A 13,879-nucleotide genomic window follows, 5' to 3' on the forward strand; every position below is an offset into this window, starting at 1 on the left:
AATGAAATGGGGTTAAAATTACATATTGTTAATGAAAAGTTGGGGGAAATACATCATGGAATTGTTTCAATTACCGAAAGCATTCCTGCAAATGAATACAATTTTTATCTCCATATTGATCGAAGCACTTCCTTTCGTGCTCATTGGTGTATTTATTTCAGGATTCATTCAAATGTTCGTGACAGAAGATATGGTGGCAAAATGGATGCCGAAGAACCGATTTCTGTCTGTTTTATTAGCTACTTTTTTAGGTATGTTGTTTCCAGGTTGTGAATGTGGAATTGTTCCGATTGTAAGACGATTAATTGGAAAAGGCGTTCCACCATACGCAGGGATTGCATTTATGTTAACTGGACCTATTATTAATCCAGTTGTATTATTTGCTACTTATGTTGCCTTTGGGAGTAGTATGCACATGGTATGGTATCGTTCTATTGTAGCGATTATCGTAGCCATTATCGTTGGAATTATATTATCCTTTATGTTTAAAGAACATCAATTAAGAGATGATCACTTCCCAGAAGTGAATAATAAGCGTCCACTGCGTAAAAAAATGTGGGATGTATGTACACACGCTGTTGAGGAATTCTTCTCAATGGGAAAATATTTAGTACTAGGTGCGTTAATTGCAGCAGCGGTACAAACGTTTGTACAAACTTCAACACTTCTTGCTATTGGACAAGGTCCGTTTTCTTCATCAGCTGTTATGATGGGACTTGCTTATATATTATCACTTTGTTCAGAGGCAGATGCATTTATCGCTTCTTCGTTCCAAAGTACGTTTTCAACAGCTTCACTTGTCGCGTTCCTCGTTTACGGACCGATGGTGGATATTAAAAATATGTTTATGATGCTTGCGACATTTAAAACTAAATTTGTAATTGTTGTTATAGTTACAGTTACTCTTGTTGTTTATGCAAGCTCACTACTCATTTATGCGATGGGGTGGTAGGTTATGTTTCGAGCATATATATTATTAGGTTTTACAATATTAATTGCGCAGCTTCATATTTCCGGTAACATTACGAAGTATATCAATATGAAGTATGCCTATTTATCAACAACAGCAGCAATTATTTTAGGTTTCTTAACGATTATACAAATTATCGTCGTTTTCCAAAAAGAGCACCAAAAGGAAAAAGAGAAAAATGATTGCAGTTGTGACCATAGCCATTGCGGGCATGATCATTCAAAAGATGAGAATACATGGTGGAAAAAAGCATTTTCGTACTCCTTGTTTTGTTTTCCAATTATCTCAGGGTTATTTTTCCCAATTGCGACGTTAGATTCGGATATTGTTAAAGCGAAAGGATTTCACTTTCCTGTTGCACAAGCAGAAAGTAAGGATCCATTTATGACAAGACAATTTCTAAGACCTGATACGAGCATTTATTACGGGAAAGAAGGATACCGTGGTGTAATGGAAAAAGGGAAGAAAGAGTTTGTTACGAAAGACAATATTAATTTGAAAGATGAAGACTTCCTAAAGGGTATGGAAACAATTTATAATTATCCTGGCGAGTTTACTGGGAAAAAATTATCTTTTAAAGGGTTTGTTTTTAGGGATGATTCTTCTAAAAAAGAACAATACTTCTTATTCCGTTTCGGTATTATACATTGCGTAGCAGATTCTGGTGTGTATGGTATGTTAGTGAAAAAGCCAGAAGGCGTAGAGTGGAATAATGATGACTGGATTCAAGTAGAAGGAGAGATAACTACTGAGTTTTATCAGCCGTTTCATGCGAATATTCCTGTATTAGAAGTAACAAAATGGAATAAAGTTGAACAGCCGAAAGAACAATATGTATTTAGAGGAGCCGATTGATAAAATCGGTTCTTTTTTGTGGACTAAAAGTTCTGAATGTTGTTAATATTAAACGTGTAGTTCATTTAGTATAGTGATTATTGAAATATTAGGGATAAATCATTAAAGGGGTGATAACAATGACAGAAGTAAAGGGGAAAACAGCCAATGAGTCAAGGGTGTTCAAAACGAGCCGAGTATTCCCAACAGATTTAAATGATCATAACACGCTATTTGGTGGGAAGATATTAGCGGAGATGGATATGGTTGCTTCTATTTCAGCATCCAGACATTCGAGAAAGGAATGTGTCACAGCATCTATGGACTGGGTCGATTTCTTACATCCTGTTCGTTCTTCAGATTGTGTTAGTTATGAATCTTTCGTAATTTGGACGGGAAGAACTTCGATGGAAGTGTTTGTGAAGGTAGTAGCTGAAGATTTAATTTCAGGTGAGAAGCGTATAGCGGCAACGTCATTCGTTACTTTTGTGGCACTTAGTAAGGAAAATAATCCAGTTCCAGTACCGCGTGTTATCCCTGAAACAGAAGAAGAGAAAGAATTACATCGTATTGCTGTGTTACGTGCAGAACAGCGTCATATACGTAAGGCAGAGAGTAAGAAAGTAGCCACATTGTTAACCTTTTGAGATGAATATTTAGCCATTTAAGTTACTATAGCAGTCGGAAATGGTTTTAAAATGAAAAGCGGACACCTAAAAATAGGTGTCCGCTTTTATAGTTTTTTCATCCACATATCATATGACAGTAGCTACTTAGCAGAAGCAAGCAGCACCGACGATGATTAAGAGGATAAATAATACGACTAATAGCGCAAATCCATTACCATGTGCGAAGCCCATTGTTATTTCCTCCTTTTATTTTAAGATACAACATACAATATGCAAATGAGCTATTGTTTGATATGGACATATATCATGCAATGACATATTTTCTTGAATGATAATGTAATAAAAAAGGGAAGATATAGAAATAACAGTAAGTGGAGAAAGGAATTTATCCATGAAGCACTTTTTCGCTATAATCCTTTGTTTAATAGGTGTATTCATTTGGATGAACATCGATGTGGAAATGGGGAAGGAAATGGCTAGTGAATATGAATTAGGACAAGTTCGATTAGGTGAATTTCAATTATATACGAACGGTGAAGAGTTATATAGAAAATTATTTGAGGATATAAACGATGCAGAAAAGTATATATATATCCATTTTTATATTGTAGGAAAAGATGAAATAAGCCAAGAGTTTTTACAGTTATTAGAGAAAAAAGCATCTAGCGGAGTAGAAGTGAAATTGTCAGTCGATCGGATAGGTGGATATAAGCTGAAGAAAAAGGTAATTAGCCGATTAAAGGAAAACGGTGTGAAGTTTACATTTAGTAAAAAACCGAAACTGAAAAATGTGTTCTATTCTTTGCATCAACGGAATCATAGACGTATTGTTACGATAGATGGAAAGGTATCATACGTCGGTGGTTTTAATATCGGAAAGGAGTACCTTGGACAAAATCCAAAGTTTGGGCCATGGCGTGATTATCACGTGCGCATCCATGGTGAGGGTGCAGCGGATATGGAAAGAAAGTTCGCCGAAGATTGGAAAGAAGATACAGGAGAAAAAATGCCTATACATGAAAGTATACCTACATTAGGGAATGTGAAATATCAATATTTATTTTCAAATGGAAAAGGCTTATGGGAAAAGTATGGGGCACTTTTAAAAAAGGCTAAAAAGTCTTTAATTATCGCTACACCATATTTTGTACCAAGTAAAGAAATGGTGAAAGAGTTAAAAGCTGCATTAAATCGTGGTGTTAATGTGAAAATTCTCGTGCCATTTAAAAGTGATGCCATATTGTTAAAACAAGCTGCCTATCCATATTTGAAAGATATGTTACATGCTGGAGCGGAGATTTATCAATATCGAAATGGATTTTTTCATGGGAAAGTAACAATTATTGATGGAGAAATTGTTGATATTGGGACAGCGAATTTTGATAATAGAAGTTTTTATTTAAATTGTGAGTCTAACTGTATCATATATGATAAAACAGTTGTTGATGAAGTATGGAGTCGATTACAGGTAGACTTTCATAAATCAAAACGATTTTCTGAAGAAGATTTTGAGAAAATTAGTAGATGGGATTGGTTTTTAGCGAGAATAGCGAATGTTTTAGCATCATATTTATAGTATATGGACAAAAGAGAAGGGAGGCGCTTTAATGGACTGTATGAAAGAATTAATGAAATATAGTTATATGCTAATATACAAGGTTGGAGAGTATGCTGGAAAGGTCAGAGACGAAGAATTAAAAAATCTATTACAGCACCATTTACCATATATGTTACAAGCATATAATGAACAAGTAAATTTTCAAGAAGGAGAGAATGTGCAGCATATAACCTGTGAAACAATGGAGTTTGATTTGCATGAAATGGGAAAGGAAACAGTTAGTAAATATACAGGGGATATTCATATTGCAACCAGTTATATTGCGCATTTGAAACGATTAGCTTTAAAGTTTGCTCAAGTTGCAGTGGAAGTTGCTAACCCAGAGTTTCGCTCATTTTTGGAAAATTGTTTCCTGAAAATGAACCGTTACGCTTATAGTGTGTGGCAATATGTTATGAAGAAGGAATATAAGATTACACATCTATATGAAAATGAAAAATTTGCATGAGAAACTAAGGCGAAATGGTATGCGCCTTAGTTTTTTTACGTCCATTGAGAGAAAAAACTAGTTTTATTGTGTATCGATTGGAAATGAAATATATAAATTAAAATTAGGTTTTGTTATCGGAAAATTTACAAAAATTTACCGTATATTTACTGTTTTTCAATCTCTCCTTTAAAAATAGAGAGTAATATGAGGTTGTACATATTCTATCACAAGGAGGAAACGCAAATGAACAAATGGGTTAAATCATTAACTGCTATGGCACTTGCAAGTTCTTTATTAATGGTAGGTTGTAGTAAAGGTGAGGACAAGAAGAAAGAAGACGACACAACAACACAACAAGAGGACAAAAAGGATAAAGAAACAAGCGGAACCGAGAAGTCTACTGATTCTAAAGAAAAGAAATAAAGTAATAATAAAGCTTCCTCTTATATATGAGGAAGCTTTTTTGTTGTAAATTGACTGAGATTATTGAAAAATAGAAAGAGAATGAAAGAGGGGGAAAACAAATGAAAGTATGTATATTGGGAGCAACAGGACGAGTAGGTTCAAACATAATTAATTTAGCATTAAAGGATTCAGCTGAAGTGACTGCATTAGCGCGTGATTTAAATAGAATAGAAATACAACATGAAAGGTTAAGAGTGATAGAAGGGAATGTATTGAACGAAAATGATATAAAGAAAGCGATAGAAGGAAGTGATATAGTAATTAGTGCACTTGGAACGGATCAAAATGGAACATTAGCGAAGAGTATGCCACAAATTATAAAGAAAATGGAAGAAGATGGGGTTCGTAGGATCATAACAATAGGAACAGCTGGTATTTTACAAGCAAGAACAGATCTAAATTTATATCGTTTTCAATCAACGGAATCAAAAAGGAAAACGACAACGGCAGCGGAAGATCATTTGGCTGCATATAAGGTACTAAGTAATAGTAATAATTTATGTTGGACAGTTGTTTGTCCGACACATTTAATAGATGGTGAGGCGACAGAGGTATATCGAACTGAAAAAGATATATTGCCAGAGGGTGGATCAAAAATTACAGTGGGTGATACAGCACACTTTGCATGGGATCTATGTAAGAAAAATATATATGAAAATAGTCGAGTAGGTATTGCATATTAAAAAACCATCCCGAAGTCGGGATGGTTAAAAGATGATATAACACAAGAAGATGATAATCATAATGATTTGGAGAATTGCTTTCGCTACTGTACTGCTTAAAAAACCAACTACAGTAGCGACTCCAACTAGAAAAGCATCTTTTGGCGATTTTTTATGTACTAGTTCTGTTATAAATACTGATAAGAACGGTATGATAATAAGTCCGAATGGTGGGAAGAAGAACGAGCCGACAATGATAGAAATCATTCCGACACGTTCACCCCATTTAGAACTACCGTATTTTTTTAAGAAATATCCATTTGCAATAAAATCAGCAACGAAAATGAAAAGAGTGAAAATGACTTGAATAATCCAAAAAGAAGTTGTTAATTCGCCTCCATTTATACCGAAATGGTAAATCAAATATCCAGCCCAGACAGCTAGTATGCCAGGGATAATTGGATAAATAAAGGCGAGAAATGAAACAACGAAACAGGCAATGATACAAATTGTTAATAAAACAGTCACTTTATAGCTCCTTTTTAATATCTAGTTTATGTACAGCAACTTTTTTGACTTGATGTCCATCAAGTTCTAATACTTTAAATTGAAAACCAGCATATTCAATGGAATAGCCAGCTTCAATATTTAAGTCAACTGCTTGAGAGAGAAGCCATCCTCCGATTGTATCTAAATCACTATCATCAATATGTAGGCCAAACATATCATTTACTTCAGAAATAAGCACCTTTCCATCTAAAACAGTAAGCTTAGGTGTACGCTTTTCAATCATAGGTGATTCATCAGCATCGAATTCATCTTGAATTTCTCCAATGATTTCTTCAAGAATATCTTCCATCGTTAAAAGTCCGGCAGTACCACCATATTCATCCATAACGATTGCCATCTGAACGCGATTTTTTTGAAGGTGGACTAACGTTTTACGAATTGGAACTGTTTCAAATACAGTTAGAACAGGATGTATATAAGATTCAAGTGGTTTATAAATACCTTTCGTTTGATCATGGAATACTTCTTTCGTATTGATCATCCCAATGATATCATCTTTATCTTTTTCAATGATTGGATAGCGTGTATATTTTTCAGTAGCGACGATATCCATATTTTCTTCTAACGTATTTTCAGTAGACAAGCAAATCATTTCGGTACGAGGAACCATAATTTCTTTCGCAACTCGATCATCAAATTCAAAAATGTTATTTACATATTTATATTCGGTTTGGTTTATTTCACCGCTTTTAAAACTTTCACCTAAAATGAGTCGCAATTCCTCTTCAGAATGAGCAAGTTCACTTTCCTTCGCAGGTTCTAATCCGAGTAGTTTTGTGAAAAATATAGCTGTACTATTGAGTAGCCAAATGAATGGATACATAATTTTATCAAATAAAATAAGCGGTCTTGCAAATTTGAGTGTGATTGCTTCTGCTTTTTGAATTGCGAAAGACTTTGGAACTAATTCACCTAATACAACGTGGAAAAATGTAATAACACTAAAAGCAATAACAAAAGATAAAGTGTTAGCCATTGTTCCAGTAATATTAATTTTTTCAAAGAGCGGTCGTAGTATATGTTCCACAGTCGGTTCACCAAGCCAACCAAGCCCTAAAGAAGTGATTGTAATTCCGAGCTGACAAGCTGATAAATAAACATCTAAATTAGATAGGACGCTTCTTGCAGCTAAAGCTTGTTTATTACCTTCATTTGCAAGTTGGTCAATTCGACTTTTTCGTACTTTTACAACAGCGAATTCTGATGCAACGAAAAAACCAGAAATAAGAATAAGTACAAAGATGAGAAAAATATTTAATATGTCCAAGCGTGTTCTCCATTCCAAGGTCTGGAATAAAGATGTCACCTCCTGCAATTATGTTATACTTTTATAATAAATCCAAATGAAAAGAATAGTCAAAGGAAAAGGGTAAATATTGGTATGTTTCTGTAATAGTTTTTGAATTTGCTGTTATTTTGTCCGCTATACAAAAGGAATAACCCCCTACTTTTAGATTATAGAGGGTTATTTTAAATTAAGGTTTTGGAACACTTCTCGTTAAAGTGTATGACTGTTGCTTGGAGTAGTTTGTGGTCCATAGTGTTTGAAGGAAAGAAAGTATGCTATATGGGATATAGAGTAGTAATAAGCCGATTGTAACAATTATAGGTGAATTTCCGCCAAATTGAACGATAAATTGTAACAGTCCATTTGCATGAAAAACGCATTCCATAAAAACGAATGAAAGAATAATGGAACCTAAAATTGATTTATGATTTGAAGTAAGCGCTAAAAACAATGTGTCTACAAGAAAAGAATCATGTTTTATTTCATATTCATTTGTGTTTTTTAAGAAAGGAATCCATTTTTTTACTGCTTGCATAACGATAATCATGGAAGTACTACATACGATGATAAATGATGAGTAGTAAGGAAGGTTTATAAATTGTGCGATGTATAGAAGTAGTAATAAGACTGAACATTGTAATACTACAGTGCAAAAAGAGTAAGGTATCCATTTCAATACAGTAGTAAACTTTTTAAACGAGTTAGGTACTTTGAAAAATAAATGGCCGATACCCAAACTTATGAAAAATCCGATCGCAAGGGTAAAAGTAAAACGAACAATCGATATAAAATATATTTCCCATATGTAAGGGAATAATGGTGTTGAATGATTAGAAGTATGTATCATTTGGTTTGCTGAGAAAAAGATAGATTCATGCATCCAATCAACCTTTGGAATTGATATAGAAGAAAGCTGTGCGAAGTTTTGAAAAATGCTAATAAATCCATTTTGATAGGAGTAATTGTGTGTAATAAAAAGAGCTGGAATAGGACTTATGGCAAAAATAAAAATAACACCAATTATAAATTTACATATATGTGAGCGTAATAAGGACATATAACCACCTACTCTTAGAATATTCAGAAAATTCTTATTCTTATTTTAGCTTTTTTTGAAAGAAGTTACAATATATTTTTCATTTAGTAATTCAGAGAGAAGATTTGATAGCAAAAATATACAAGTGAAGGATTCATGAATAAATTATGACAAGAAAATGAATAATTTTCAGAAAAATAAAATAAATCATTTATTTTTTTCTGAAAATATAATATAGTTATGGCACAGAAAGTATTTTAACATAAGGAGGCTTTTTATGAGGATTAAAGGGAATTACGTGCCGAAAAGGGAAGTTTTACTGTGCTCAAGTTCGATTACGATTGGGGAAGCGTTAGAGCATTTAAATAAAACGGGGTATCGTTGTGTACCAGTTTTAGATGAAAAAAAAGAGAAATTTTTAGGGAATATATATAAAGTAGATATTTTAGAATATAAAGGATCACTTGATGAGAGTGTAATACAATTATTAAACGATAAAGAAGGATTTGTGAGAGAAGATTCATCTTTCTTTAAAGTATTTTTTACAATAAAAAAATTGCCTTATTTATCAGTAGTTGATGAAAAAGGGGTTTTCCTTGGAATTTTAACGCATAAAAAAGTTTTTGAGTTATTAGAGGATGCATGGGGCGTTCACTCTAGTAAATACTCTGTCATGATTGGAACGCAAGACTATAATGGAGCAATCCAAAAATTATCGACAGTTTTAAAGAAATACACTGGTATTCAAAGTTTGATGACTTTTGATAATGATGCCTTATTAGTTCGTAGAATTATGTTTACATTAGGAGAAGAGTTTAACGACGGTGAATTAGAGACATTATTGAAAGATTTAGAAGATCACGGATTTAGAGTTGTGTATGTGGAAGAGATGAAAAATCCACGTGAAGTTGAAACCATAGAGTAACATACAAAAGCCATCTAATTATATATGAAGTGACCCCCGAAAGTTAGACAGGTCGTTTCATTAGGCAGCCTCTAGGGTATGAGCCCAGTATTGTACTGGGCTCATACCCTTTAATTTTGCCTTAATTCTTTTATGATTATAGTATTCTATATACTTTGCTAATTCTTGTTTGAAATGTGTTATACTTTCAAATTCTTTTCGATACAGAAATTCCGATTTCATAATACCGAAGAAATTTTCAATAACGGCATTGTCATAACAGTTTCCTTTGCGAGACATACTTTGAGTTATGCCACAATTCTTAAGAGAATGGCGGTATTGTTTCATTTGATAGTGCCAACCTTGATCAGAGTGAATGAGGAGTTTATCCGGATCGGTTACACAATAAAGGGCTTGGTCCAACATCGTTGAAACAAGGGAATAGGTCGGTCTGGAACTAATTGTATACGTGATAATTTCACCATTAAATAAATCCAACATTGGTGATAGGTATAACTTCTCCCCAAATAACTTAAACTCCGTAATATCTGTAACCCACTTTTCATTTGGTTTTTCAGCTTGGAAGTTGCGATTTAAAATATTTGGCGCAATTTTCCCAACTGTCCCTTTGTAAGAGCGATATTTTTTCATACGAACCAGACATTTTAACCCTAATTCTTTCATAAGGCGATATACTTTTTTATGATTTACTTTGTGTCCACGATTCATAAGTTCATCACGAATACGACGATAACCATAACACCCATCGTGTTCATTATAAATAGCTTGAATCAGTTCTTTTACCTCCGTATTTGGATCAGGACGATTAAAATGTTTCATCCAGTAATAGTACGTACTACGTGGAATGTTTGCGAGTTGAAGTAACTCCTTGATAGGAAATTCATGCCTTAACTCGTAGATTACTTGCGCTTTGTCTTGTTTGGTGATTTTTCTTTGTTTTGAACTAAGGCATTCAACTTTTTTAAATATGCATTTTCCATACGTAAACGCTCATTTTCCGCTTGTAAGGCTTCGATTGATCCTTCATCTACTGGTTTTATTTTTTTATCTTTCATGGTTGGACGCCCCTTTTTCTTTGATTGTAGGGCATCCAATCCTCCTGTTTCATAAGCTATTTTCCATTTCCGAAGTGTTTCATAAGACGGTATATTGAAAAGTGCCGCTGTTTCTCTGATAGATGTCCCGTGTTCATTCATATAATAAAGTACATCTAGTTTATACTGGGCTGGGTAGAATGTATAGCACTTTTCAAAGGCCTTTTCACCTGAAGACTCATATCGTCTAATCCACTCACGAAGTACGCTAGGGTTAACTCCTATAGATTTAGCAATTATTTTTCCACTTTCTGTACCATCTAAATATCGTTTCACCGCTTGGATTTTTTCTTTTGAAGAAAATTTAACCATAAAAAATGCACCTCCAATTGTTAGACTGTGTCTAACAATTGGGGTGCACTTCATATATTAGATGGCTTTTGTATGTTACGTGTATAAAGTTATTTGAAAATAACAATCGAATAATAGGTGAGATTGTAACAATATTTGTGTAAGAGAATAAAAAATGTAGATAATTTCGATTTTCAAAAAAATCAATTTGAAAATATGTTTTTATTTTGCAACTAAATATGTTACTATATGTGTGATAAAAACAAAGAGGTCTGACATCTACACTCCACGTAATAACACTCTAATGATTTGAAAATTCAAAAAAATCAAAATTAAAAATAATAATTGTATTAATGATTAGAGTAAAAATAAGGGGAATGGAGAAATTATGGAGAAAGACACTGCTTTGTAAGGGGCATATTTTATCATCTTGAGCAGAGAGGAGGATGCATAGCATATTGTAAAATATAGAGATAAACAGTGAAAAAGTGCTATGCAAATGAAGAGCATGAAGGGACGTTTAAGGCCAGGTGATACGGTAGCAATTGGTTTAATGCTATTTGCATTATTTTTAGGAGCAGGAAATTTAATTTTTCCGCCAGTTTTAGGTCAACAAGCAGGAGAGAATGTTTGGATTGCTACAATAGGATTCCTTGTAACGGGAGTCGGATTACCCCTACTAGCTGTAACAGCTGTCGCGTTTGTAGAGGGGGACTTGAAAGCGCTATCTTCTAGAGTTCACCCTATATTTGCGTTTATTTTCCCATTGATTAGTTATTTAGCAATTGGACCATTTTTCGCGATTCCTCGTACTGGAGCTGTTTCGTTTGAAATGGGTATGAAGCCGTTTTTATCAGAGGCAATGGTTTCAGAGTGGTACATGCTATTTCTTTTCACGATAGTTTTCTTCGGAATAACGTGGTATTTATCATTAAATCCATCTAAATTAGTGGATTGGTTCGGAAAGTTTCTTACACCATTATTAGTATTAATTGTCGCTGTTATTGTCGGAAAGGCAATTATTGATCCAATTGGAGAGCCAGCTGCGCCGTTAGCTGCTTACAAAGAAAATGCTTTCTTTGGTGGATTTATTCAAGGATATTTAACGATGGATGCAATTAGCGCGCTCGTATTCGGAATTGTCGTTGTACAAGTTATCCGCTCTAAAGGGATAAAAGAGAGTAGTCAAATTGCAAAAATAACAGTAGTATCAGGTATTATTGCTGTACTTGGTTTAACGTTAATTTATTTATCACTTGCTTATCTTGGTTCAACAAGTACATCACTTGGTATCTCAGAAAACGGTGGCCTTATTTTAACGAATGTTGTAAATGAGCTATATGGGACGAGTGGTAAAATTTTATTAGGGCTTGTTATTATACTCGCTTGTTTAACAACTTCTGTTGGGTTAACATCTGCGTGTGCAGGTTTCTTTACAAACTTATTCCCAAAACTTTCGCATAAAACGATTGTAACAATGGTATGTGTATTTAGTTTAATTGTATCTAACCTAGGTTTAACACAATTAATCGCAGTAACATTACCTGTGTTAATGATCATTTATCCAGTTGCAATTGTATTAATCGTACTTTCGTATTTCCATAAGTGGATTGGGAAGCGTAATACAATTTATATTGGAGCTATTTTAGGTGCATTGTTAATTAGTTTCTTTAACGGTTTAGAAAGTGCGAAAATTAAAATTGACGCGATTTCTAATGTACTACAAATGTTACCGTTATATAACGAAGGAATCGGATGGTTAATTCCATCATGTATTGGCGGGATTCTTGGTTTCTTCTTCTATAAATCAAATGAATCAAGTGAATTACAAAAGAAAGGTGCTTAGGCACCTTTCTTTTTTTGAAGGGGATTTTTGTATTTTGTCTAAGTAATAATTGGGGGGAATGATAAATGGCTAATTTTGAAGATTTTTTAAATTTGGATTTGAGAATTGGAACTGTAATACATGCAGAGGAATTTAAAGAAGCGAGAGTACCAGCGATTAAACTAGCAATAGATTTTGGAGAAATCGGGATAAAGCAGTCAAGTGCTCAAATTACGAAAAGGTATATTCCAGAAGATTTAATCGGTCAACAAATCGTTGCTGTTGTAAACTTTCCACCAAAGCGTGTAGCTGGATTCAAATCAGAAGTGCTTGTGCTTGGTGGTGTTCCTGAAGCTGATGATGTTGTGTTACTTCAGCCTAATATGGAATTGCCAAATGGAACAAAAATTAGCTAGGGTGAAGGTAGGGGCTAATATGGATATCGGACGTGAATATTTGCAATGTGCGATTTCGAACTTTAAAGCAACAAAGAAACAAGGGGAACGGGCACTTTCTCAATTATCATATGAACAAATACAATGGTCTTCTCATGAAGAAACAAATAGTATAGCGATTATTATTAAGCATCTGCACGGTAATATGCGTTCTAGATGGACGGATTTTTTAACGTCTGATGGTGAAAAAACAGATCGTAATCGAGATGGTGAATTTGAAGGATGCTATCATTCAAAAGAAGAAACCCTTATAGCTTGGCAAGAAGGATGGAAATATGTTTTTAATACGATGAATACTTTAACGCCGGAACACTTATTGAAGACGGTATACATTCGCGGTGAAGCACATACTGTCATGCAAGCAATTGAAAGGCAAATTTCTCATTATGCATTGCATATTGGTCAGATTATTTACATTGGGAAGATGTTAAAAGAAAATGAGTGGGAATGTTTAAGTATTCCGAGAGGTCAGTCTGCGCGTTATGTAGAGAAAAAACGTTCAACATAATAATAAGAAAGAAACCGATAAAAAATAGGAAAAAAGAAAGTCAGCCAAATAATAGATGGTTCTGTAATCATAAGAATACTGCCAAAAATAAGTCCATATATAATAAGAAAGAAATTGAAAAGTGTATTCACAGGGAGAAATCGTGAGATAAACACTTGCTGTCGTTTAAAACAATCACTGTGAAATAAATAAAAGCGGAAGTACCATGTGGCTGTAATAAGGTCTTTCTTTCTCACAATTCTTTTTTTGCATGTATGACAGATAAATGGTGGTTGCATT

The 13,879-nt window shown here is 33.9% G+C and carries 17 protein-coding genes; 11 read left to right on the forward strand and 6 right to left on the reverse strand.

What is annotated here, in order from left to right:
* Positions 1 to 55 precede the first annotated feature (55 nt).
* From ACTL4X_RS09995 to ACTL4X_RS10005, 3 genes are all read left to right on the forward strand, one after another.
* Positions 56 to 952, forward strand: a complete 897-nt coding sequence (locus ACTL4X_RS09995; protein WP_000418716.1) for a permease — start codon at positions 56 to 58, stop codon at positions 950 to 952.
* A 3-nt stretch (positions 953 to 955) separates the two neighbouring features.
* Entirely contained in the window at positions 956 to 1,825 is an 870-nt protein-coding gene (locus ACTL4X_RS10000; RefSeq protein WP_000488043.1) for a TIGR03943 family putative permease subunit, read from the forward strand.
* A 119-nt stretch (positions 1,826 to 1,944) separates the two neighbouring features.
* Positions 1,945 to 2,451 carry an acyl-CoA thioesterase gene (locus ACTL4X_RS10005; RefSeq protein ID WP_000141164.1) on the forward strand — a complete coding sequence of 169 codons (507 nt, stop codon included), beginning with the start codon at positions 1,945 to 1,947 and terminating at the stop codon, positions 2,449 to 2,451.
* 126 nt (positions 2,452 to 2,577) lie between these two features.
* Here ACTL4X_RS10005 and ACTL4X_RS10010 read toward each other — a convergent pair whose 3' ends face one another.
* On the reverse strand, positions 2,578 to 2,664 hold the full coding sequence (locus ACTL4X_RS10010; protein WP_000505094.1) for a YjcZ family sporulation protein: 87 nt from the start codon (positions 2,662 to 2,664) through the stop codon (positions 2,578 to 2,580).
* A gap of 160 nt (positions 2,665 to 2,824) precedes the next feature.
* On the opposite strand from ACTL4X_RS10010, the gene cls reads away from it, so the two are divergent.
* The 4 genes from cls (at position 2,825) to ACTL4X_RS10030 (ending at position 5,629) form a co-directional block, all read left to right on the forward strand.
* Complete coding sequence (gene cls, locus ACTL4X_RS10015) at positions 2,825 to 4,009, forward strand: cardiolipin synthase (protein WP_002023919.1); 1,185 nt, start codon at positions 2,825 to 2,827, stop codon at positions 4,007 to 4,009.
* 31 nt (positions 4,010 to 4,040) lie between these two features.
* Positions 4,041 to 4,499, forward strand: coding sequence for a spore coat protein (locus ACTL4X_RS10020; protein WP_000340527.1), 459 nt, complete (start codon positions 4,041 to 4,043; stop codon positions 4,497 to 4,499).
* Positions 4,500 to 4,724: 225 nt separating this feature from the next.
* Entirely contained in the window at positions 4,725 to 4,904 is a 180-nt protein-coding gene (locus ACTL4X_RS10025; RefSeq protein ID WP_001045960.1) for a hypothetical protein, read from the forward strand.
* Positions 4,905 to 5,005: 101 nt separating this feature from the next.
* Positions 5,006 to 5,629, forward strand: coding sequence for an NAD(P)-dependent oxidoreductase (locus tag ACTL4X_RS10030; RefSeq protein ID WP_000861645.1), 624 nt, complete (start codon positions 5,006 to 5,008; stop codon positions 5,627 to 5,629).
* 24 nt (positions 5,630 to 5,653) lie between these two features.
* Here ACTL4X_RS10030 and ACTL4X_RS10035 read toward each other — a convergent pair whose 3' ends face one another.
* From ACTL4X_RS10035 to ACTL4X_RS10045, 3 genes are all read right to left on the reverse strand, one after another.
* A complete protein-coding gene (locus tag ACTL4X_RS10035) occupies positions 5,654 to 6,136 on the reverse strand; it encodes a DUF456 domain-containing protein (RefSeq protein WP_000217339.1) in 483 nt (160 codons plus the stop codon).
* 1 nt (position 6,137) lies between these two features.
* Positions 6,138 to 7,445: a hemolysin family protein gene (locus ACTL4X_RS10040; RefSeq protein ID WP_000353738.1), complete on the reverse strand. Its 1,308-nt coding sequence runs from the start codon at positions 7,443 to 7,445 to the stop codon at positions 6,138 to 6,140.
* 208 nt (positions 7,446 to 7,653) lie between these two features.
* The gene (locus ACTL4X_RS10045; protein WP_000055265.1) at positions 7,654 to 8,523 is read right to left on the reverse strand and encodes a hypothetical protein; all 870 of its coding nucleotides are present in this window, start codon (positions 8,521 to 8,523) and stop codon (positions 7,654 to 7,656) included.
* A gap of 256 nt (positions 8,524 to 8,779) precedes the next feature.
* Between ACTL4X_RS10045 and cbpA the strand changes: the two genes are divergently transcribed.
* Positions 8,780 to 9,427 (forward strand): cyclic di-AMP binding protein CbpA, encoded by a 648-nt coding sequence (cbpA, locus tag ACTL4X_RS10050; RefSeq protein ID WP_001220526.1) that lies wholly within the window; start codon positions 8,780 to 8,782, stop codon positions 9,425 to 9,427.
* A gap of 60 nt (positions 9,428 to 9,487) precedes the next feature.
* On the opposite strand, the gene ACTL4X_RS10055 is transcribed toward cbpA, so the two are convergent.
* Positions 9,488 to 10,833, reverse strand: a protein-coding gene (locus tag ACTL4X_RS10055; RefSeq protein WP_441395019.1) for an IS3-like element ISBth10 family transposase whose coding sequence is annotated in 2 segments (ribosomal slippage) — positions 9,488 to 10,392 and positions 10,392 to 10,833 — 1,347 coding nt in all. Because the reading frame shifts where the segments join, the coding sequence is not laid out codon by codon here.
* Between the two features lie 487 nt (positions 10,834 to 11,320).
* Here ACTL4X_RS10055 and brnQ4 point away from each other — a divergent pair.
* The 3 genes from brnQ4 to ACTL4X_RS10070 all read left to right on the forward strand — a co-directional run bounded on the left by brnQ4 (position 11,321) and on the right by ACTL4X_RS10070 (position 13,600).
* Positions 11,321 to 12,658 carry a branched-chain amino acid transport system II carrier protein BrnQ4 gene (brnQ4, locus tag ACTL4X_RS10060; RefSeq protein ID WP_011110049.1) on the forward strand — a complete coding sequence of 446 codons (1,338 nt, stop codon included), beginning with the start codon at positions 11,321 to 11,323 and terminating at the stop codon, positions 12,656 to 12,658.
* Between the two features lie 65 nt (positions 12,659 to 12,723).
* Positions 12,724 to 13,053 (forward strand): chaperone CsaA, encoded by a 330-nt coding sequence (gene csaA / locus ACTL4X_RS10065; RefSeq protein WP_001263013.1) that lies wholly within the window; start codon positions 12,724 to 12,726, stop codon positions 13,051 to 13,053.
* Positions 13,034 to 13,600 carry a DUF1572 domain-containing protein gene (locus tag ACTL4X_RS10070; RefSeq protein ID WP_000435830.1) on the forward strand — a complete coding sequence of 189 codons (567 nt, stop codon included), beginning with the start codon at positions 13,034 to 13,036 and terminating at the stop codon, positions 13,598 to 13,600. The genes csaA and ACTL4X_RS10070 overlap by 20 nt, the downstream gene beginning before the upstream one ends.
* Here ACTL4X_RS10070 and ACTL4X_RS10075 read toward each other — a convergent pair.
* Positions 13,573 to 13,878: a hypothetical protein gene (locus tag ACTL4X_RS10075; protein WP_002164560.1), complete on the reverse strand. Its 306-nt coding sequence runs from the start codon at positions 13,876 to 13,878 to the stop codon at positions 13,573 to 13,575. The genes ACTL4X_RS10070 and ACTL4X_RS10075 overlap by 28 nt on opposite strands.
* Position 13,879 lies beyond the last annotated feature (1 nt).

It is taken from the genome of Bacillus sp. RE35 (assembly GCF_052146655.1).
Classification (GTDB): domain Bacteria; phylum Bacillota; class Bacilli; order Bacillales; family Bacillaceae_G; genus Bacillus_A; species Bacillus_A cereus.